This is a genomic window from Flavobacterium frigidarium DSM 17623, from assembly GCF_000425505.1.
Taxonomy (GTDB): domain Bacteria; phylum Bacteroidota; class Bacteroidia; order Flavobacteriales; family Flavobacteriaceae; genus Flavobacterium; species Flavobacterium frigidarium.
The window spans coordinates 298,695-320,361 of record NZ_AUDO01000004.1 but is presented as its reverse complement, the minus strand read 5'-3'; the positions used below and the strand labels follow the sequence as shown (position 1 = coordinate 320,361).

Sequence of the window (21,667 nt, the reverse complement as noted above, 5' to 3'; positions counted from 1 at the left end):
ACAATTAATGAAAAATAAAGGCATTAGAATCTCAGTTCTTTATGTCTTATTTTTTTTTATGGCCGCTTGTGCTCTACAAAAAGATAAGACTGTTATAAAATCTATTCACAAACCAACACGTATTGGTGCAGTAGTGGACGAATTTGATATCGACAATTCACTTGATGATGTTAGGATAGTTGAACCTGCAAACGTTTTTAACCAACGCAAGATTTGGGTGGATAGTGTTTATAATAGTATGTCACTAGACGAGAAATTAGGGCAACTTTTTATGGTGGCGGCTTACTCAAATAAAGGAGTTTCGCATACTTACGCCATTCAAAATTTAATTTCGAATTATAAAATTGGTGGACTCATCTTTTTTCAGGGAGGGCCTGTGCGACAAGCTAATTTAACAAATAGTTTTCAAGCAAGTTCTAAGATTCCATTATTTATTTGTAACGATGCAGAGTGGGGTTTGAGCATGCGTTTAGATTCTACCTATACCTATCCTTGGAACATGACTCTAGGCGCTATTCAAGATATGAAACTAATTGAAAAATTAGGAAACCAAATGGGGAAGCAGAGTGCACGCTTAGGAATACAATTTAATTTTGGGCCTGTTGTAGATATTAATACAAACCCAAACAATCCTATTATTGGTTTTAGATCTTTTGGTGAAGATAAAATAAACGTGGCTAATAGAGCGGTGGCTTTGATGAAAGGTTTTCAAAACCAAGGTATCTACGCTACAGCCAAACACTTCCCTGGGCATGGTGATACTGAAACTGATTCTCATAAAGGATTGCCGACGGTTAATTTTTCTAAGGAACGCTTAGAAGAAGTAGAATTTTATCCTTATCGAGAGATGATCAAAGAGGGGCTTTCCTCTGTGATGGTGGCGCATTTAAACGTTCCTAGTTTAGAGTCGCGTCCTAATTACCCTTCCTCAATTTCTTATGAGGTTGTGACCAATATTTTAAAGAAAGATCTAGGTTTTAAAGGTTTAATATTTACTGATGCTTTAAATATGAAGGCCGCTAGTAATTACAAAAATCCGGGCGAAATTGATTTGGCTGCTTTCCTAGCTGGAAATGATATTCTACTTTTTTCTGAAGATGTACCCTTAGCTATTGCTCTTTTAAGAACTGCTTATAATGATAAAGTCATTACTGAGAAGAGACTGGCTTTCTCAGTAAAGAAAATTTTAAAATACAAGTATATCGCTGGTTTCAGTAAAATGGAACCTATCGACACAACTAATTTGGTTCAAGATCTAAATGATCCTCATAATGACGCTTTGCAATATGAGTTATTCGAAAATGCTTTGACAGTTTTGAAAAATAAGGAAGCCATTTTACCAATAAAAAATCTAGAATCTAAACGCATTGCTTACGTTAAAATAGGAGATGGTGATAATACCGATTTTGTCAAAACACTAAAGAAATATGCTGAGGTAACTGTTGTAGAGGAAGACAACTTAGATGCTTTACAACAAAAACTTAGTAACTTCAATACAGTTATAGTAGGGTACCACAAATCAGATGCTCCTTGGAAAAGTTATAGTTTCAATAATTCAGAATTAGCGAAATTAGATTTTATAACCCGTAATAATAATGCGATTGTCACTGTGTTTGCGAATCCCTACTCATTGCTTGATGTTCGCGACTTTACAGCAATAAACGGGCTAATTGTTTCGTATCAAAATAGTGCTATTGCTCAAAAAGTGTCAGCTGAATTGATTTTTGGAGCTATTGGTTCTAAAGGGAAATTACCAATTACCATTTCTAGTGAGTTTAAAACCAACTTTGGACTAGAGACAGAGAAACTTGATATCTTAGGTTTTGCAACTCCAGAGAGTGTAGGAATGAATTCGGCGGTATTAGGTAAAATTACTGACCTTGCTCAAAAAGCAATTTCTGGAAAGATGGCTCCTGGTATGCAGGTTTTGGTAGCCAGAAAAGGAAAAGTAGTTTATCAAAAGTCTTTTGGTAACCTTACTTACAGCAATAGTCCTATGGTAAATGACACAACATTATATGACGTAGCATCGTTGACAAAGATTTTAGCAACGCTGCCAAATGCAATGCTGCAATACGATCGAAAAAACATCGATATGACGACCACTTTGGGCCAGATGTTACCAATATTTCAAGATACAGATAAAGCGGCAATTCCTTTTAAAGATTTATTATCACACTATGCTAGATTGAAAGCTTGGATACCGTTCTATAGAGCGACAATTAGTAGTAAAGGAGATCCTTTAACAACGTATTACAGAACAAGCTCTCAACTAGATTTTTCTACTAAAGTTGCTGATAATTTGTATTTGCGCAATGACTATCAAGATACTATAGTGAAAATTATAGCAGAGAGTAAATTAATGCCTAAGAAAAAATATCGGTATAGCGACTTTACCTTTATTATTTTAAAAAATTATATCGAAAAATTAACGGGGCAATCTCTTGATGTTTTAAGTGATGAAATATTGTTTAAGCCTCTAGGTGCTAACCACACCATGTATAACCCTCTAAAAAAGTTTAACAAGAACGGAATTGCACCTACTGAAATTGATACTTATTACAGGCATCAATTAATTCAAGGTTATGTGCATGATATGGGAGCTGCCATGGAAGGTGGAGTAGGTGGTCATGCAGGTGTATTTTCTAATAGTATGGATGTGGCTAAGATTATGCAAATGTACTTACAGAAGGGTAGCTACGGTGGACATCATTATTTCTCAGAGAAAACTTTTGACGATTTCAACACCTGTTACTTTTGCATGGAAGGAAATAGAAGAGGTGTAGGTTTTGATAAACCCCAATTAGGTGAGAGTGGTCCCACTTGTGGTTGTGCATCTATGACTAGCTTTGGGCATACTGGATTTACTGGAACAATGGCATGGGCAGATCCAGAAAAAGAAATAGTATATGTTTTTCTTTCGAATAGAACCTATCCTGATAGTGGTACTAACAAGTTATCGAGAGAAAATATCAGAGAAGATATCCAGCAGCTTATTTACGAGTCGTTACAAGATTAAAGAATTGTTTCTAAACGCACTTACCTAATTACTTTTCTATTGTAAGACTTGATATGGCTACTTATTCTTGTATTTGAAATGATCTCAATGAAATAACAAGTACTTAGAAAACTCCAATTTTCAAGAGTAGTAATAAAATTCACTGCTGTAGAATACTATTTAGCATTTATTTAATGCCAAAAATATTCTCTTTTACTTAATTTTATTAAAAATGAGTTATAATGAAGATACTGCAGAAAAACAACCAACATTCTTGCTGTGGGCACGATGAGGATTCACATAAAAATTCAAATAAAAATCATAGCGAAGCTCATGATGGCCATGATCATAATCATGATATAGGCGATGCAAGTTTATGGATTATATTTCTACCAGCAATTATTAGCTTTATCTTACTAGCTACAGCAATTTTTTTTGACAATTTCTGGACACAATCTTGGTTTCAAGGATACGTGAGAGTGATTTGGTACATAATTGCTTATATTCCCGTAGGATTGCCCGTTTTGAAAGAATCAATTGATAGTGCTAGAAAAGGGGATGTTTTCTCTGAATTTTTATTAATGAGTATTGCTACTATTGGAGCATTTGCTATAGGGGAGTATCCTGAAGGAGTAGCAGTAATGCTCTTTTATGCTGTAGGTGAAATATTTCAGGGTATTGCTGTGCAACGGGCAAAGAAAGATATTAAAAGTTTGCTAGATCAGCGTCCTGATGAAGTTACAATTATAGAAAACGAAACAGCCAAAATTGCTAAGGCAGCTTTGGTAAATATTGGTTCTATAATTCAATTGAAGGCGGGTGAAAAATTAGGCTTAGATGGAATTTTACTTTCTGATTCCGCCTCATTTAATACTGCTGCTTTAACTGGTGAAAGTGTCCCTGAAACAAAGAAAAAAAATGCTACAGTTTTGGCAGGTATGATCAACGGGAATACAGTAGCTCTTGTGAAAGTTACCACAGCATACGAGGATAGCAAATTGTCTAAAATTTTAGAGATGGTGCAAGATGCCACTTCAAAAAAGGCCCCGACAGAATTGTTCATTAGAAAATTTGCAAATGTTTATACTCCTATTGTCGTTTTTCTCGCAATCGGAATCTGCTTAATACCGATGTTTTTTGTTTCGAATTATATTTTTTCAGATTGGTTGTATAGAGCGTTGGTTTTTCTGGTGATTTCGTGTCCGTGTGCTTTAGTTATTTCAATTCCTTTAGGATATTTTGGAGGAATTGGTGCAGCAAGTAAAAACGGGATCTTATTTAAAGGAAGCAACTTTCTCGATTTAATGGCTACAATTCAAAATGTGGTGATGGATAAAACGGGAACCTTGACAGAAGGAGTTTTCAAAGTACAAGAAGTTGTATTGGACTCCACTTTCGATCAAAACGAAATCTTACAGTTAGTAAATGCCCTAGAAAGTCAGAGTTCTCACCCAATCGCTACGGCAATACATGAAAAAGTAGGTGCAGTCGATCCAGCAATTAAAATGACTGATGTTGAAGAAATTCCTGGTCATGGACTACGTGCTTTAGTAAATGGGAAGGAGTTACTAGTAGGAAATTTTAAATTGATGGAAAAGTTTGAAATTCAGCACAAAATAGTACATGAAACCATTGTAAACACGCTGATCGCTATAGCTTATAATAATCAATTTGTAGGATACATTACAATTGCAGATGTCATCAAGACTGATGCCGCATTGGCAATAACAAAATTAAAAAATCTGGGAATTTCCATTACCATGTTAAGTGGTGACAAGAACACAGTTGTTCAAGATGTAGCAAATAAATTGGGGATTACAAATGCTTATGGCGGACTTCTTCCGGAAGGAAAGGTCGAAAAAGTAAACGAACTTTTGGCTAGAAAACAAACGGTTGCTTTTGTAGGCGATGGTGTAAATGATGCTCCTGTAGTTGCTTTGAGCACTGTAGGTATTGCAATGGGAGGTTTAGGAAGTGATGCAACAATTGAAACTGCAGATGTTGTTATTCAAGATGATAAACCAAGCAAAATCGCTACCGCCATAGTAATTGCTAAACAGACAAAAAAAATAGTTTGGCAAAATATTACAATGGCATTTGTGGTTAAAGCAGCAGTTTTAATCTTAGGAGCTGGTGGTCTCGCTACAATGTGGGAAGCTGTTTTTGCAGATGTGGGTGTCGCTCTACTAGCGATATTAAATGCAGTGCGTATTCAGCGAATGAAATTCTAAGAATTCAAATATAAATGTTAAAAACCAAAGGGAATAGTTTGCTTTTCCTTAATTTCGTTCTACTTAAAATACATACATGAGAATTGCAATCGTTTGTTATCCTACCTTTGGAGGAAGTGGTGTAGTCGCTACAGAATTAGGACTTGAATTAGCACGCCAAGGGCATGAAATACATTTCATAACATATAGTCAGCCAGTGCGTTTAGCACTTTTGAATCCAAACGTTCATTACCATGAGGTAAACGTTCCTGAGTACCCATTGTTTCACTACCAGCCTTATGAGTTAGCCTTGTCAAGCAAGTTAGTTGATATGGTTAAGTTGCATAAAATCGAAATTTTACACGTACACTATGCAATTCCGCATGCTTATGCTGGATACATGGCCAAGCAAATGCTTAAAAGTGAAGGTATCGAAATTCCTATGGTTACAACTTTACACGGAACTGATATTACACTTGTGGGTAACCATCCTTTTTATAAACCCGCAGTGAGTTTTAGTATCAATAAATCAGATGTGGTAACATCAGTATCTAAAAGCTTAAAAGAAGACACCTACAAGTTATTCAACATTAAAAAGGACATTCACGTTATTCCTAATTTTATCGAATTAGATAAAAATACGACTGACCCTACAATACCTTGTAATCGATCTGTGATGGCTCAAGGTGGCGAACGTATTATTACCCACATTAGTAATTTTAGAAAAGTAAAACGCATTCCAGATATCGTTAAAATTTTCTACCAAATTCAGAAAGAAATTCCAGCTAAATTAATGATGGTTGGAGATGGTCCTGAGAAAGAAGTAGCAGAAGCGTTATGTCAAGAATTAGGTATCGCCAATAAAGTGATCTTTTTTGGTAACAGTAATGAAATCGATAAGATATTAAGCTATACAGATTTGTTTTTACTGCCTTCAGAAACAGAAAGTTTTGGTTTGGCTGCATTAGAAGCAATGGCTTGGGGTGTGCCAGTAATTTCTAGTAATTCGGGAGGGTTGCCTGAAGTAAACTTTGAGGGAGTTTCAGGTTTTCTAAGTGATGTAGGAGATGTAGATGCAATGGCGCAAAATGCAATTAAGATCTTGAAAGACGACTTAACATTATGTGAGTTTAAAAGAAATGCATTGACAGTGGCACAAAAGTTTGACATTAAAAATATCCTACCTTTATATGTCGAAATTTATGAGGAGGCAATAAAGAAATACTCTAAGTAAAATAGTTCAATTATAACCATTAAAAAAGCCACTATTTCTAGTGGCTTTTTCTATAAATCTAATCTTGATATTAGAATTGGTATTTGATTCCAAGTGCGATATCTGGTCCAAAGTCTTTATCAATGTTATCTGTAAAATAAACTTCAGGTCTAAAGTCTAAAGATAATAACAATGGAATATCAAAGTTGTACTCAATTCCTATGTCTCCAGCTGCAAATAAATATGTAGAACTACCGTCTCTGTTTCTATCATTTCCGTTGTAATCAGAGTTAGCTAATCCACCACCTACACCAGCATACCAGTTGAATCCACCATCGATATTCCATACCCATTGGTATAATCCTGCTAGTTTAACTGCATCATAGTCATTACTATTTCTCCAACCTAAATCTAGTTCTAATCTATTATTATCACCTAAACCTCTTTGGTATGTAACTTCTCCACCAAATCCGTCATTGTCACCTAAACGTAGTCCAAGTGCGTTTTTTGAAATTTCTTGTGCTTGAGCTGTAAAAGCTAATCCAACTACCATTATAGCTGATAAAATAAGTTTCTTCATAATCATCATTGTTTTTTTTACAAAACTAAGTTAATAAAGGAGTCGTTCTCTTATGCTTAAATAATCATTTGTTATGGAACTATCATTTTTTAATTTCAATAATTTAGTAATTAATTGTTAGTCAGTATTTAAGGTGTTTTTTGGTTATTAACAGTTGTTTGGCTTAAATGTTGGTAGGTTAAATGCTCTATTTCCATAAAATTGTCGTCTTCTATATAATCACTTTCTTTATAGTGATACAGTTTCCACCGTTTATTATTGTACTCTAAAGCAGTTAAATTTTCTACCCAATCTCCAGAGTTTAAGTAAAGTGTGCTTCCATGATTATTCTCTTTCAGTATTATTTTAGGTTCGTGAATGTGACCACATAATACGTAATCGTACTTTTGTTCAATGGCAAGGTCAGTAGCTGTTTCCTCAAAATCAGAAATATGCTTGACCGCTTTTTTCACACTAGCTTTTATTTTTTTCGAAAAAGAATAGGGTTCTCTGCCTAATTTTTTAAGAAACCAGTTGATTAGCCGATTGAACAAGATCAGGTAATCATACCCTTTGCCTCCTAATTTCGCAATCCATTTGGCATGATGCACCGATGCGTCAAAAATATCTCCGTGAAAAATCCATGCTTTTTTTCCGTCTAGGTCTAGTACTAGCTTGTCTAGTAACGATATGTTACCTAGATTCATTTCGCTAAGCTTACGTAACATTTCATCGTGGTTTCCTGTAATATAGTACACCTTTGTACCTTTAGAGGCAAGACTCATGATTTTTTGAATAATCTTTAAATGTGTGCTAGGGAAGTATGATTTTCTAAATTGCCAGATATCAATAATGTCTCCATTAAGGATCAATGTTTTTGGTTTAATACTAGATAAATATTTATTCAATTCGACAGCATGACTGCCATAAGTACCTAAATGAATATCAGAGAGTACAACTAATTCAACTTTTCGTTTTTTCACCAGTTTGTATTTTGGAGTTTTACAAATTAATCGAATTAAAAAGACTGCTATTTAAAATTAAGGTTATTAATTTAACTTTATTATTAAGTAAAAGATAAATTTTATTGGTGTAAATAGTAAAACTTTAAACCGTAATCTTTTAAACTTTGAACTAAAATATTACATTTGTTCAAAACTAGAAATAATGGCAGGAAATAGCTACGGCACACTATTCAAAATCACCACTTTTGGAGAATCACATGGTGAAGCTTTAGGAGGTATCATAGACGGTTGTCCGTCAGGAATCACAATAGATTTAGCAGCAATACAGTTAGAAATGTCTAGGAGAAAACCGGGACAATCTGCAATTGTAACCCAAAGAAAAGAACCAGATGATGTACAGTTTTTATCCGGTATTTTTGAAGGTAAAACAACAGGAACTCCGATAGGGTTTATCATCCCAAATACAAACCAAAAGTCGGATGATTATTCTCATATAAAAGACAATTATAGACCAAGCCATGCTGATTATGTTTATGATCAAAAATATGGTACACGCGATTATCGCGGAGGAGGAAGAAGTTCTGCTCGTGAAACGGCTAGTAGAGTAGTAGCAGGTGCTATCGCTAAACAAATTTTACCTGAGATTAAAATCAATGCCTACACCTCTTCTGTGGGAGATATATTTTTAGAAAAACCATACCAAGATTTAGACTTTTCAAAAATAGAAAGTAACCCTGTTCGATGTCCTGATGAAGCTTCTGCCGTTAAAATGGAAGAATACATTCGTGAGATTCGCAAGCAAGGCGATACAGTAGGAGGAACAGTTACTTGTGTAATCCAAAATGTGCCAATAGGTTTAGGCGAACCAGTTTTTGACAAGCTTCATGCTGAGCTAGGAAAAGCAATGCTATCGATAAATGCGGTAAAAGGATTTGAATACGGTAGCGGTTTTTGTGGTGCTAAAATGAAGGGAAGTGATCATAATGATTTATATAATCCTGACGGAACTACAAAAACAAACTTATCGGGAGGAATTCAAGGTGGAATTAGCAACGGAATGGATATTTACTTTAGAGTAGCTTTCAAACCAGTTGCGACAATTATGCAAAAACAAGAATCACTAGACAATAAAGGAAATATTACCGAGATGACTGGAAAAGGACGTCATGATCCTTGTGTTGTTCCTCGTGCAGTGCCAATTGTTGAGGCAATGGCAGCGATGGTATTAGCAGATTTCTATTTAATCAATAAAACGTATTCCAAAGAAATTTAAAGCAAAATTACCCGGTGCATTTTACCAAAATGCAAAAACCAAAACTCAAATAATTTTTAAAAACCAAATGCACACAAAACCAGAAAAGAAGGCGTCAATTTTATCTAATTTGACGACACAAATCCTAATTGCCATGTTATTAGGAGGGATATTAGGAATAATCATCCACAATACAATTTCACCTGAAACCGCTTTGGTTTTCAGTGATAAAATAAAAATCTTAGCGACTGTTTTTATCCGCTTAGTTCAAATGATTATTTCCCCCCTAGTTTTTACTACACTTGTTGTAGGTATTGCTAAATTAGGAAATGTAAGCACCGTAGGTAGAATTGGAGGAAAAGCATTAGGATGGTTCTTTACTGCCTCGTTTATTTCTCTTTTATTAGGGATGTTTTTTGTCAACGTACTTCAACCAGGTGACGGTTTGAATTTATCAAATGTTGATTTAACTTCAGCATCTGATGTTGCTGAAAAAACTAAAAGTATTTCTTTCGAAAATTTTATCGAACACATCGTTCCTAAGAGTATTTTCGAAGCTATGGCTACAAATGAAATTCTGCAAATTGTTGTATTTTCTATTTTCTTCGGATTAGCAGCTGCTTCAATTGGTGAGTACGCTAAACCTGTAGTGAATGCATTAGATAAGACATCACATATTATCCTTAAAATGGTGAATTATGTAATGAATTTTGCTCCTATTGGAGTTTTTGGAGCGATTGCAGGAGTATTTGCTGTTCGTGATTTTCAAGAATTAGCAATTACGTACTTCAAATTTTTCGGATCGTTTTTAATTGGTATCGCCTCTCTTTGGGTATTATTAATTGCTGTTGGTTACTTATTTTTAAAGAGTAGAATGACAGTGCTTTTAAAACGTATTGTAAGTCCGTTGATTATTGCTTTTGGTACGACAAGTAGTGAGGCGGTTTTCCCTAAGCTTACAGAGGAATTAGAGCGCTTTGGTGTAAAAGACAAAATCGTTTCTTTCATGTTACCTCTTGGTTATTCCTTCAATCTTGACGGAAGTATGATGTACATGACTTTTGCTAGTATTTTTATTGCACAAGCTTATGGGGTACACTTAGATTTGGGTACGCAATTAACGATGCTACTTGTTTTAATGCTGACAAGTAAAGGTATTGCTGGTGTTCCTAGGGCTAGTTTAGTAGTTGTAGCTGCAACTTGTGGAATGTTTGACATTCCTATCGAAGGAATTGCACTAATCTTACCTATTGACCACTTTTGTGATATGTTTAGAAGTGCAACTAACGTTTTAGGAAATGCTTTAGCGACTTCAGTTGTAGGGCAGTGGGAAGAAGGTAACGACGAAGTTGTTGCGGCAGAATAAAGAAATTTTAAATTAAAATAGATAAAGAACTCCTCCATCGCGAGGAGTTTTTTTTGCTTTAAATTGAAGTAATTTGTGTTAAAAATATTGATATGCAAGTTTATCTCTTTATTTATTGCTAGATTGTAATCCTTAAACGGCGTACAATCAGTATTAACAGCCGTTCTAACAAAAATTGATTAAAATAAATTTATGAAGAAATTGGCTCTACATTGGAAAATCTTAATTGCAATGGCTTTAGGATTACTTTTTGGCATCATTATGAAAAACCTAGCCTTAAACCAATTTGTAGTTGACTGGATTAAACCATTTGGTACCATTTTTATCAACTTGTTAAAGATGATTGCTGTTCCGTTAATCGTCGTTTCTCTAATTGTAGGGTTAAGTGATTTAAAAGATATTGCCAAGATTTCTAAATTAGGAGGACGTACCGTTTTATTTTATCTGTGTTCTACAGTTATTGCTATCACTGTAGGTTTAGGTTTAGCTAACTTAATTAAACCTGGAAGTTATATTAATGAGAGTTCTAGAATTTCTCTTCTCGAAAGTTTCTCGGTAGATGCAAATCAAAAGATTGCTCTAGCAGAACAAGCGAAAACAAGTGGTCCTCTCCAACCTTTAGTTGACATTGTTCCTGATAACTTTTTTGCTGCTTTAAGCGATAACGGAAGCATGCTAAAAGTAATTTTGTTTGTCATTCTTATTGGGATTGGTCTTATTTTAATCGAAGAAGAAAAAGCCAAACCAGTTGTAGATTTCTTTAAAGGCTTAAATGATGTCATTATGAAGATTATTGATATCATTATGGTTTTCTCTCCAATAGGTGTTTTTGCTTTAATGGCAGCATTAATGGCTGAAATTCCTGATTTTAGTACCCTGGGTGCTTTAGGGATATATGGTTTAACGGTGCTAATAGGGCTAGCATTTATGGTCTTCATATTTTACCCTTCTTTACTATTAATCTTTGCTCGAATAAACCCAATTACCTTTTTTAAAGCCATAGCTCCTGCACAACTTTTAGCATTTTCTACTAGTTCTAGTGCAGCAACGCTTCCAGTTACCATGGAGTGTGTAACCGACTTAGGTGTAGATGATGAGGTTTCTAGTTTTGTGCTACCACTAGGGGCCACTGTAAATATGGATGGAACCAGTTTGTATCAAGCGGTAGCTGCAATATTTATTGCTCAAGCAATGTTGCCTTATCCGTTAGATTTACATACCCAATTAATGATAGTAGTTACAGCAACTTTGGCGTCGATAGGATCAGCTGCGGTGCCGAGTGCGGGTATGGTTATGCTAGTGATTGTTTTAGGTCAAGCCGGTATTCCCGAAGCTGGTTTAGCACTTATTTTTGCCATTGACAGACCATTAGATATGTGTCGTACGGTTGTTAATATTACCAGTGATTCGACCATTGCTACTATCGTTGCAAAGTCAGTTGGGAAATTACACGCACCCCCAAAAAAGTTGATATAAATAGACTTTGTTTGAGTATTGCAAACGATTGAATAGATCGATTTGCGGCACTTTGTAATTGTATAGAATAATTGATGCATAAAAAAAAGCGTCTTTCAAGATAGGAAAGACGCTTTATTAAGTTTATAAAGAGGGGTAAATTAATACCATCTTTTTTTATTTGATTTAGAAGTGGCTGATTTTCTTGATTTATGAGCAGCGCCACTTCTGTTTGAGTTTTTAGGTTGGTTTGAAGTTCCTGAAGCAGTTTCAGGACTTCCCGAATGCCATGGATAAGGATGCTCTTTTACAGTTTCAACATCGACCTTAATTAATTTTTGAATATCTTTCCAGTAAGCATGCTCATCTTTACTACAAAACGAAATTGCAATTCCTCCATTCCCAGCACGACCTGTTCTACCTATACGGTGTACATAAGTCTCAGGAATATTAGGTAGGTCAAAGTTAATTACAAATGGCAACTGATCAATATCAATTCCTCTAGCAGCAATATCTGTAGCCACAAGAACACCTACTTCTTTATTCTTAAATGCTTCTAAAACGCGTTGTCTTGCATTTTGAGATTTATCTCCGTGAATAGCTTCTGCAGCAATATTATTTTTACGTAAAGCTTTAACCACATTATCAGCACCGTGCTTTGTTCTTGAAAAAACGAGTACATTAGATAAATTATCATTTTTTATTAAATGATAAAGTAGGTTTCTTTTCTCTGACTTTTCAACGAAATAGACCTTTTGCTCTACATTTTCAGCTGTTGATGAAACTGGTGAAACCGTCACTGTCTCAGGATTAGTTAAAAACATCTCAGCTAATTCTCTAATAGCAATTGGCATTGTAGCAGAGAAAAATAATGTTTGTCTATTGTTTGGCGTAAGCTTGACAATTTTCTTTACATCATTGACAAATCCCATGTCTAGCATTTGATCTGCTTCATCTAATACTAAAGTATGTAAATGATCTAGATCGATAAATCCTTGTTTGTGTAAGTCTAATAGTCTTCCTGGAGTTGCGATTAAAATGTCAACACCATTTTTTAAAGTATCTACTTGTGGGTTTTGTGAAACGCCACCAAAAATGGTAAGCTGCGTTAAATTTGTGTATTTAGCATAAGTCTCAAAACTTTTACCAATTTGAACAGCTAACTCTCTAGTAGGAGTAACAACTAAGGCTCTAATTTGTTTTGCTTTTTTTGACGAACCTACAATACGGTGTAATTGATGTATAATTGGGATAGCAAATGCTGCTGTCTTTCCTGTTCCTGTTTGTGCACATCCAATTAAATCTTTTCCTGCTAATACTAGCGGAATAGATTGCTCTTGGATAGGCGTAGGGTTAGTATAGCCTTCTTCATAAACGGCTTTTTGAATACTTTTTGAAAGTGATAAATCTTCGAATAACATATTTTTGATATTAAATATCTTGTATTAAGTACATGATAGTGCAGCAAAGATAGTGTTAATTATCGACTCGTTAAATTTTGTTGAATATCTGTTTGTTTATTGATTAGCTTTTATAAAATCAGTTACGAGGTAGCCAATTAATTTACCAATAAGATGGTTGTTTTTTTCTTCACCTAAATCAGGTGCGCCTTCACAAATGTGTAAATAACTTGCATTTTTACTTCTACCAAAAAAAGAGGTAAATTGACGCAATTGTTCTACAGAAAAACCACTAGGTGTCATAGCACTACTAGCAATATTGGGAATTGCATCTAAATCAATTTCAATTCCAAAAAATTCTGTTTTCACAAATTCGAGTGCTGTTGTAAGTTCGTGATCAAATGATTTTTCTTTTCGAATTTTAATACTGTCATAAGTAGTGTAACGTACACGATCTTCGGTCTTTTTGATTAAATCCAAAACACTTTTTGATGTGTAGTTTTCGTGTAAACCAAAAATGAAGTACTTTTTCAAGAACCCTTCTTCGTAAGCATATGAAAATCCGTTTCCGCTATGTCTGCCTTCAAGAATTCTAAAATCAGAGTGGGCATCAAAATTAACAGCATTAATTGGTTTTCCTTTTGCAAGAGCAGTACCTTTTATATTACCGTAAGAGTTATTGTGTCCGCCACCTATAATTATAGGTGTTTTACCAGCTTTAACAATGGTAAATATAATGTGTGAGACCTCTTTATCAATACGCTCTACAAGTTGGCTAAGTTTAGACCTATCGTCAATGTCGTTAAAATCTAAGTTTTCGACCTCTCTCATTTCGTCAGCTACGTCAATTTCCCCTAAAATTAGAATATGACTTCCTTTACAAAAGCGGTTGTGCTGAATGTTTGCTATGTTTTTCATCGCCGATTCCCAAGCAGAAGCAGCTCCTGGGCGTCCAAAATTTGCTCGAATACCAATGTCTTCTGGTATTCCTAAAATAACATATTTTACCTCTGTAGCTTCTAAAAAATGCACTGGATCAACTCCTTTAGGTACAGTGAGCATTTTTTCGCCAAATTTTATTTCCCCACTTCTATGATTAGTCACCTTAGCAAGGTCATTGGCGCTGTAAAGCTTGAGTTTTTCCATAACAAATTATATTTTTTCAAAAATAATATAATTGTGTTAACTTACGTTATAACTTAAATATATATTGTTAAATTTGAAAAAAATAATAATTTAAATCATGGAAAATCCACGCAGCAATTCAAGTCTAAAGGCAATTATCGCCGTCTTAGCAGTCTTACTAATAGGTAGTTTAATTTACATTTTTAAGGCCACTTCTGATGCAGAAGTTGTGCAAACAGAATTAAAAAGTACGGTGTCTGAAAAAGATTCTGTAATGAAAGATTTACAAGAGCTAAAAGCGACTTATGATGCAGCAATTGCCGAGAATACTTCTATGTCTGACGAGTTAATACAAGAAAGAGACAAGGTAGTTAATTTAATTTCAGACTTAAAAAAGTCTAAAGGAGATGTGGCTTCACTAGCTAAATACAAGAAACAGTTTTTTGCGTTGCAATCGAACATGAAGGTTTTAATGGCTGAAAATGAAGGCTTGAAAAAGGAGAATGCTGTTGTTTCTTCACAACGTGATAGTACTGTAGTAGTTCTTGGAGAAGCTAAAAAATACAATGAAGTGTTAGTAGGTCAAAATGAAGAACTTTCTAAAGCTGTAGAAAAAGGAGCGAGATTAACGATCTTGAACATGAAAACGTCAGCATATAAAATGCGTAATTCAGGTAAACAAATTGAAACTGATAAAGCAAGTAGAGCAGATGTTCTTAAAATTAGTTTTACAATCGCTGAAAATCAAATCGCAAGATCAGGTGATAAAACGTACTACGTTCAAGTTATCGATAGTAAGAGTAATGTTTTAGGAAATAAGAAAACAGAATACTTCGGAGATAGCTCTCTAGTATATAGTTTTATTACAAATGTTAAGTACGAAAATAAAACGGTACAAGTGAGCGAAGATTTACCTGGTAAAGATTTTGCAAAAGGTACTTATTTTGTAAACGTATTCGATAAAAACGAATTGATTGCTAAAACAAGTTTTACTTTAAGATAGTAGAAATAGCCATCAACAAAATAAAAAGAGGAGCAAATTGCTCCTCTTTTTTTATGCAATAATTAATTTGCTAATCATTCTTATTGAGGCTTTACTCCAACTAGGATAGGCTTCAATATAACAGACTCAGATTTATTAAAGAACTACTCTGCTCTAAATTTGATAGTAAATAATTTAATACTGAGCTTGATGAAACATGTTGAACTGACACTTTTATTTCACTTAAAATTATAGCATTCCTATATACATTTTGTTCAGCTGATATAGTACATTATATTATTCTGAAACTTTTATTTCAAATAGAGTATCCCAGTTTTTACCTGTTACAAAAATAGTTTTTGTTTTTGGATTGTAAGCGATTCCATTTAATACTTCTGCAGTGCTGTTTTTTACAAGTTTTCTTAATCCTGACATGTCGATGATTTGCTCAACAGAACCAGTTTGTGGATCAATCACGGCAATTGCGTCCTTCTGCCAAACATTAGCAAAAAACTTTCCATTGATGTATTCCAGTTCGTTAATTTGTTTGATTTTTGTGTCACCAGCATACACATTGATGTAACTCATTAATTCTTGTGTTTCAGGGTTTGTAGTCCAAATTTTTTCGGTACCATCTGATTGGTATATATTCTTACCGTCATTTGTCATTCCCCATCCTTCAACATCTTTAGTGTACGTAAAAGTCTTTTCCAATTTTAAAGTAGCTGCATCATAAATAAAACCAGTTTTTTCCTGCCAAGTCAGTTGGTACAATTTACCATTTAGGAAAGTGATTCCTTCACCAAAATATTGATCTTCAAGATTTACTTGATTTAATACTTTACCGGTTTTGTAATCTATTTTTCTAAAATAAGAATCTTTTTTTTGACCTGTACTCTCGTACAGAAAATCCTGATAAAACTCTAAACCTTCAGTAAACGCCAAAGTATCATGAGGAAAAGTGTTTACAATTTTATACGTTAGAGGTTTAGGTTGTATACTAGATCCCAGTTCAATTCTAGCGGTTGCCTCTGCGTTTTTACCGTCGTAATACACTAATGCTTTTAAATTTTGGTATCCTAATTTTTGATCTTTAAGCGGAAAGGATAAAGCTTTAGCTCCTTTTACAGTACCTACTTTATTTTCGTTCACAAAGAAAACAATGCTGTCAATTTCTTTAGTATTAGGATTTGCTATGTCTAGATCAATAGCATCACTATTAATGTATTTGGATTTAAAAGTGCTATCGTTGAAAGTAAATAAAGAATTTTCATTTTTTTTTGTGTCTCCGCAATTGGTAAGAGTGATGCCTAATAAAATGATAGATAGTAAGTTATATTTTTTCATGTTTTGATTTTTTGACAATAGCAATATACAATGTTATTTTTACAGCACAAAGGGCTTGCAAAAATATAAAAAGGTTGTATATTTGCACCGGCAAGTCCTACACGACCAGCTCCTGCAGACTCCCCCAGGATGGGAACATAGCAAGGGTACGTGGTTGAGCGGTGCGATGTAGGTCGCTTGCCATTTTTTATAATCTGTTCGTTACGGCGAGTCAGATTTTTTTTTGTCAAATTTTCAATATTTATCGAAAATAAAATTAATAATAGTCTTCCATTAGGAGGATTTTTTTATTTTTGGTGCATCCAAATTAGCGTTTCTAAGTATTGCACTGACTGCTATTATAAAAAAAAGGAATTAATGAGTAAAGTAGTATTGATTACCGGTGGTTCTTCAGGAATTGGAAAATCTATCGGAGAGTTTTTACATCATAAAGGATTTATTGTTTACGGGACGAGTAGAAATCCTGACCGTGTCTTGAATTCGGTTTTTCCTTTAATAGCGTTGGATGTTAGAAATCCGGATACGATTGCTACTGCAATATCAAAAATCATTTCCATTACGGGTAAAATAGACATTGTGATCAATAATGCTGGTGTGGGAATTACTGGGCCGCTGGAAGAGATTCCAACAATAGAGATGAAAAATCATTTCGATACCAATTTTTTTGGTCCTATTGAAGTAATGAAAGCCGTGTTGCCACAAATGCGTAAACAAAAATCAGGCTTAATTATAAATGTAACTTCGATTGCAGGCTACATGGGATTGCCGTATCGCTCCATGTATTCAGCATCAAAAGGGGCACTCGAGATTGTTACAGAGGCGTTAAGAATGGAGGTAAAATCTTTTGGGATTCATGTTACTAACGTCGCTCCTGGAGACTTTGCTACAAATATAGCTTCGGGTCGTTATCATGCTCCGGTGATTAAAGGGTCTTCGTATGAGGAAACTTATGGGAATTCTCTAAAAACGATGAACGATCATGTCGATGAAGGGAGCAATCCTAATCAAATGGCAGAGGCGGTGTACAACATAATTCAAACTAGTAATCCTAAAATACATTATAAGGTAGGCGCGTTTATGCAAAAATTCTCGATAGTTTTAAAGAGAATACTGCCTGATAAAATGTATGAAAAAATACTAATGAACCATTATAAGTTGTAGTTTTACCAAAGATTTGCGTGAAGGATTGTTGCGGAAATCCTTTCATTTTTCTTCTTTAGAAAATGAAAGATTGCAACGAAAAGCCTGTTTCGCCGCGGCGAACACGCCCAAAAATAAACACACAATTAATTAAATATAGAATTATGAAGTTTTTTATTGACACGGCTAATTTAGCTCAAATTAAAGAAGCACAAGCACTAGGGGTTTTAGATGGTGTTACAACTAATCCATCATTGATGGCAAAAGAAGGAATCACAGGAAAAGATAGCATTTTAAAGCATTATGTTGATATTTGTAATCTTGTTGAAGGTGATGTAAGTGCTGAGGTTAATGCACTTGATTATGATGGAATGGTGAGAGAGGGTGAAGAGCTAGCTGAGTTGCACGAGCAAATAGTTGTTAAATTACCAATGACTAAAGAAGGTGTAATGGCTGCAAAATATTTCTCAGACAGAGGGATTAAAACAAATGTTACATTAGTGTTTTCAGCAGGGCAAGCTTTACTAGCTGCAAAAGCAGGTGCTACGTATGTTTCTCCATTTATTGGTCGTTTAGACGATGTTTCTACTGATGGTCTTGCTTTAATCGAAGAGATTAGAGATATCTATGATAATTATGGTTATGAAACACAAATTCTTGCTGCATCTGTACGTCACACAATGCATATTGTAAACTGTGCAAAAATTGGAGCAGATGTAATGACGGGACCACTTTCGGCTATTTACGGTTTGTTGAAACATCCTTTAACAGATATCGGTTTAGCACAGTTTGTTGCTGATTTCGAAAAAGGAAATAAATAATATATAAAGTAGGGATTTCAATCTCGATTTATAGAATAAAAAAAGTGCCATTTCATATCAAAATGGCACTTTTTATTTGGCTTAACTTTGTATATTATTTGCGTACAAATGGTGGTAATAATTTTGAAGAAACCTCTCCAAATCCAATCCGTACTTGGCTATTTTTACAAAATCCTTTCATGATAACAGTGTCGTTGTCGTTAATAAATTTGCGCTCTGTACCGTCATTAAGTTTGATAGGGTTTTTACCTCCCCATGTTAACTCTAGCATTGATCCATAGCTATCAGGAGTAGGTCCAGAGATTGTTCCAGATCCCATCATGTCACCTGAATTTACACGACAACCGTTAGAGGTGTGGTGTGTTAATTGCTGGTTCATTGTCCAATACATATGTTTAAAATTAGAGTTGCTTACAATTGTAGGCTCAGCATCTTCTGGTTGGATTGCTACCTCTAAGTTAATATCAAATGAATGTTTTCCTTTTTGTAAAAGGTATGGTAACGGACTCGGATTTTGTTTTGGTCCCGGAACTCTAAAAGGTTCTAGAGCATCCATAGTTACAATCCAAGGTGAAATTGATGACGCAAAATTCTTTGCTAGGAAGGGTCCTAGTGGTACGTATTCCCATTTTTGAATGTCACGAGCACTCCAGTCATTTAACAATACCATCCCAAAAATATAATCTTCAGCTTCATTAATAGGAATCATTTCTCCCATAACGTTAGCATCTGTAGTGATGAAGGCAGTTTCTAATTCGAAATCAATCAAACGAGAAGGACCAAAAACAGGTGTGTTTTCACCGGCAGGTAAAGTTTGACCGATAGGTCTATGCACTGGAATTCCAGAAGGTACGATAGTCGAACTTCTACCGTGGTATCCTACAGGGATGTGCAACCAGTTAGGTAGTAAAGCATTTTCTGGGTCACGAAACATTTTACCTACGTTTGTAGCGTGTTCTTTACTTGAATAAAAATCAGTATAATCACCTATTAGTACTGGTAATTGCATTTCGACATCTACGATATCAAAAATGACAATATCACGGTGTTTTTGAGTATCTCTTAATTTAGGATTATTACTATCAAAAATATCTGCAATGCGGTTACGAACGAGTCTCCATGTTTTTTTACCATCAGAGATGAAGTCATTTAAAGTGTCTTGCATAAACATATCATCTGTTAACTCAATACCTTCAAAGTAGTTCAGTTGTTGCAGAGCGCCTAAATCAATAGCAAAATCACCGATTCTGGTTCCCACTGTAACAACATTCTCTTTTGTAAGAAAGACTCCAAATGGAATATTCTGAATTGGAAAATCACTGTTTTCTAGTACTTCTAACCATGATTTACGGTTCGTATCGTTTGCTGATATTGGCATAATATGTTAATTATTTTGTTGAAAATTATACTTCAAATATATTATATTCTAACAGTTTCACAAACGTTTTTTTGTATTTTTGCTACAAATTAACTAAAAACATACAAATGCAACGCGACGAACAAATTTTTGACCTTATTCTAGAAGAACAAGAAAGACAAATACACGGATTAGAATTAATTGCTTCAGAAAACTTTGTAAGTGACGAAGTGATGGAAGCTGCTGGATCTGTACTGACAAACAAATATGCTGAAGGATATCCTGGAAAGAGATATTACGGAGGATGTGAAGTAGTTGATGTTATCGAGCAAATTGCTATTGATAGAGCTAAAGAATTGTTTGGTGCAGCTTACGCAAATGTACAGCCTCACTCAGGTTCTCAAGCAAATACAGCTGTATACCACGCTTGTTTACAGCCAGGTGATAAAATTTTAGGATTTGATTTGTCTCATGGAGGGCATCTTACACATGGATCACCTGTAAACTTTTCAGGTCGTTTATACACTCCTGTTTTTTATGGTGTCGATGCTGAAACAGGTCGTTTAGATTATGATAAAATTCAAGAAATCGCTACTAAAGAACAACCAAAATTGATTATCGCTGGAGCTTCTGCTTATTCTCGTGATATGGATTTTGAGCGTTTTAGAGTAATTGCTGATAGTGTAGGTGCTATCTTATTTGCAGATATTTCGCATCCTGCAGGATTGATCGCTAAGGGCTTAATGAATGACCCTATTCCTCATTGTCATATTGTTTCTACAACAACACATAAAACATTACGTGGACCAAGAGGTGGTTTGATATTAATGGGTAAAGATTTTGAAAACCCAATGGGATTAAAAACACCAAAAGGAGAGATTAGGATGATGTCTTCTTTATTAGACTTGGCTGTTTTTCCTGGTAATCAAGGTGGACCGTTAATGCATATTATTGCAGCAAAAGCAGTAGCTTTTGGTGAAGCATTAAAAGATGAATTCTTTACTTACGCGATGCAATTGCAAAAAAATGCAAACGCTATGGCTGATGCTTTTGTAAAAAGAGGATACAATATAATTTCAGGTGGTACAGATAATCACATGATGTTAATCGATTTGAGAAATAAAGGAATATCAGGTAAAGAGGCAGAAAATGCTCTAGTAAAAGCTGAAATCACAGTGAATAAAAACATGGTTCCATTTGATGATAAATCACCATTTGTAACTTCAGGAATTCGTGTTGGAACTCCAGCAATCACAACTCGTGGATTGGTAGAGGAAGATATGGAAACTATTGTTGCTTTGATTGATAAAGTACTGACAAATCATACTGATGAAGATATTATCGAAGAGGTAGCAAACGAAGTTAACGAAATGATGAGCGAAAGAGCAATCTTCGTTTTCTAAATATTTAGGTTTAAAAAGTTTGAAGTTTAAGGTTTTAAGTTCTGTGGCAGTCTATTTTGCCGCAGAATGAACCT

16 protein-coding genes and 1 other RNA gene are annotated in these 21,667 nt (G+C 34.7%); 11 read left to right on the top strand and 6 right to left on the bottom strand.

Annotated elements, in window-relative coordinates; genetic code table 11:
- The first annotated feature begins 7 nt into the window (after nt 1-7).
- The 3 genes from H603_RS0103690 (at nt 8) to bshA (ending at nt 6,442) form a co-directional block, all read left to right on the top strand.
- Nucleotides 8-3,019, top strand: a complete 3,012-nt coding sequence (locus tag H603_RS0103690) for a glycoside hydrolase family 3 N-terminal domain-containing protein (protein WP_026707312.1) — start codon at nt 8-10, stop codon at nt 3,017-3,019.
- Between the two features lie 221 nt (nt 3,020-3,240).
- Nucleotides 3,241-5,229 carry a heavy metal translocating P-type ATPase gene (locus H603_RS0103685; protein WP_026707311.1) on the top strand — a complete coding sequence of 663 codons (1,989 nt, stop codon included), beginning with the start codon at nt 3,241-3,243 and terminating at the stop codon, nt 5,227-5,229.
- 76 nt (nt 5,230-5,305) lie between these two features.
- Nucleotides 5,306-6,442, top strand: coding sequence for an N-acetyl-alpha-D-glucosaminyl L-malate synthase BshA (bshA, locus tag H603_RS0103680; RefSeq protein WP_026707310.1), 1,137 nt, complete (start codon nt 5,306-5,308; stop codon nt 6,440-6,442).
- 70 nt (nt 6,443-6,512) lie between these two features.
- Here bshA and H603_RS0103675 read toward each other — a convergent pair whose 3' ends face one another.
- Together H603_RS0103675 and H603_RS0103670 are read right to left on the bottom strand one after the other, a co-directional pair.
- Nucleotides 6,513-7,001 carry a hypothetical protein gene (locus H603_RS0103675; RefSeq protein ID WP_026707309.1) on the bottom strand — a complete coding sequence of 163 codons (489 nt, stop codon included), beginning with the start codon at nt 6,999-7,001 and terminating at the stop codon, nt 6,513-6,515.
- 128 nt (nt 7,002-7,129) lie between these two features.
- A complete protein-coding gene (locus tag H603_RS0103670; protein WP_026707308.1) occupies nt 7,130-7,963 on the bottom strand; it encodes a UDP-2,3-diacylglucosamine diphosphatase in 834 nt (277 codons plus the stop codon).
- 184 nt (nt 7,964-8,147) lie between these two features.
- Here H603_RS0103670 and aroC point away from each other — a divergent pair, with 184 nt between their 5' ends.
- The 3 genes from aroC (at nt 8,148) to H603_RS0103655 (ending at nt 12,039) form a co-directional block, all read left to right on the top strand.
- On the top strand, nt 8,148-9,218 hold the full coding sequence (gene aroC / locus H603_RS0103665; protein WP_026707307.1) for a chorismate synthase: 1,071 nt from the start codon (nt 8,148-8,150) through the stop codon (nt 9,216-9,218).
- A 67-nt stretch (nt 9,219-9,285) separates the two neighbouring features.
- The gene (locus tag H603_RS0103660) at nt 9,286-10,563 is read left to right on the top strand and encodes a dicarboxylate/amino acid:cation symporter (protein WP_026707306.1); all 1,278 of its coding nucleotides are present in this window, start codon (nt 9,286-9,288) and stop codon (nt 10,561-10,563) included.
- Between the two features lie 192 nt (nt 10,564-10,755).
- Entirely contained in the window at nt 10,756-12,039 is a 1,284-nt protein-coding gene (locus tag H603_RS0103655; protein ID WP_026707305.1) for a dicarboxylate/amino acid:cation symporter, read from the top strand.
- Nucleotides 12,040-12,179: 140 nt separating this feature from the next.
- Here H603_RS0103655 and H603_RS0103650 read toward each other — a convergent pair whose 3' ends face one another.
- Both H603_RS0103650 and H603_RS0103645 read right to left on the bottom strand, forming a co-directional pair.
- A complete protein-coding gene (locus H603_RS0103650; RefSeq protein WP_026707304.1) occupies nt 12,180-13,439 on the bottom strand; it encodes a DEAD/DEAH box helicase in 1,260 nt (419 codons plus the stop codon).
- A gap of 96 nt (nt 13,440-13,535) precedes the next feature.
- Nucleotides 13,536-14,564 carry a formimidoylglutamase gene (locus H603_RS0103645; protein ID WP_026707303.1) on the bottom strand — a complete coding sequence of 343 codons (1,029 nt, stop codon included), beginning with the start codon at nt 14,562-14,564 and terminating at the stop codon, nt 13,536-13,538.
- A gap of 97 nt (nt 14,565-14,661) precedes the next feature.
- Here H603_RS0103645 and H603_RS0103640 point away from each other — a divergent pair, with 97 nt between their 5' ends.
- The gene (locus H603_RS0103640) at nt 14,662-15,546 is read left to right on the top strand and encodes a hypothetical protein (protein ID WP_026707302.1); all 885 of its coding nucleotides are present in this window, start codon (nt 14,662-14,664) and stop codon (nt 15,544-15,546) included.
- A gap of 276 nt (nt 15,547-15,822) precedes the next feature.
- Here the strand turns inward: H603_RS0103640 and H603_RS0103635 are convergent, their stop codons facing one another.
- The gene (locus H603_RS0103635) at nt 15,823-16,872 is read right to left on the bottom strand and encodes a glutaminyl-peptide cyclotransferase (protein WP_026707301.1); all 1,050 of its coding nucleotides are present in this window, start codon (nt 16,870-16,872) and stop codon (nt 15,823-15,825) included.
- Nucleotides 16,873-16,960: 88 nt separating this feature from the next.
- Between H603_RS0103635 and ffs the strand changes: the two genes are divergently transcribed.
- The 3 genes from ffs (at nt 16,961) to fsa (ending at nt 18,833) form a co-directional block, all read left to right on the top strand.
- Nucleotides 16,961-17,058, top strand: an RNA gene (gene ffs / locus H603_RS17255) — signal recognition particle sRNA small type.
- A gap of 171 nt (nt 17,059-17,229) precedes the next feature.
- Nucleotides 17,230-18,033 (top strand): SDR family oxidoreductase, encoded by an 804-nt coding sequence (locus H603_RS0103630; protein ID WP_026707300.1) that lies wholly within the window; start codon nt 17,230-17,232, stop codon nt 18,031-18,033.
- Between the two features lie 143 nt (nt 18,034-18,176).
- Nucleotides 18,177-18,833: a fructose-6-phosphate aldolase gene (gene fsa, locus H603_RS0103625; protein ID WP_026707299.1), complete on the top strand. Its 657-nt coding sequence runs from the start codon at nt 18,177-18,179 to the stop codon at nt 18,831-18,833.
- 94 nt (nt 18,834-18,927) lie between these two features.
- Here the strand turns inward: fsa and fahA are convergent, their stop codons facing one another.
- Nucleotides 18,928-20,211 carry a fumarylacetoacetase gene (fahA, locus tag H603_RS0103620; RefSeq protein WP_026707298.1) on the bottom strand — a complete coding sequence of 428 codons (1,284 nt, stop codon included), beginning with the start codon at nt 20,209-20,211 and terminating at the stop codon, nt 18,928-18,930.
- A 107-nt stretch (nt 20,212-20,318) separates the two neighbouring features.
- Here fahA and glyA point away from each other — a divergent pair, with 107 nt between their 5' ends.
- On the top strand, nt 20,319-21,593 hold the full coding sequence (gene glyA / locus H603_RS0103615) for a serine hydroxymethyltransferase (protein WP_026707297.1): 1,275 nt from the start codon (nt 20,319-20,321) through the stop codon (nt 21,591-21,593).
- Nucleotides 21,594-21,667 lie beyond the last annotated feature (74 nt).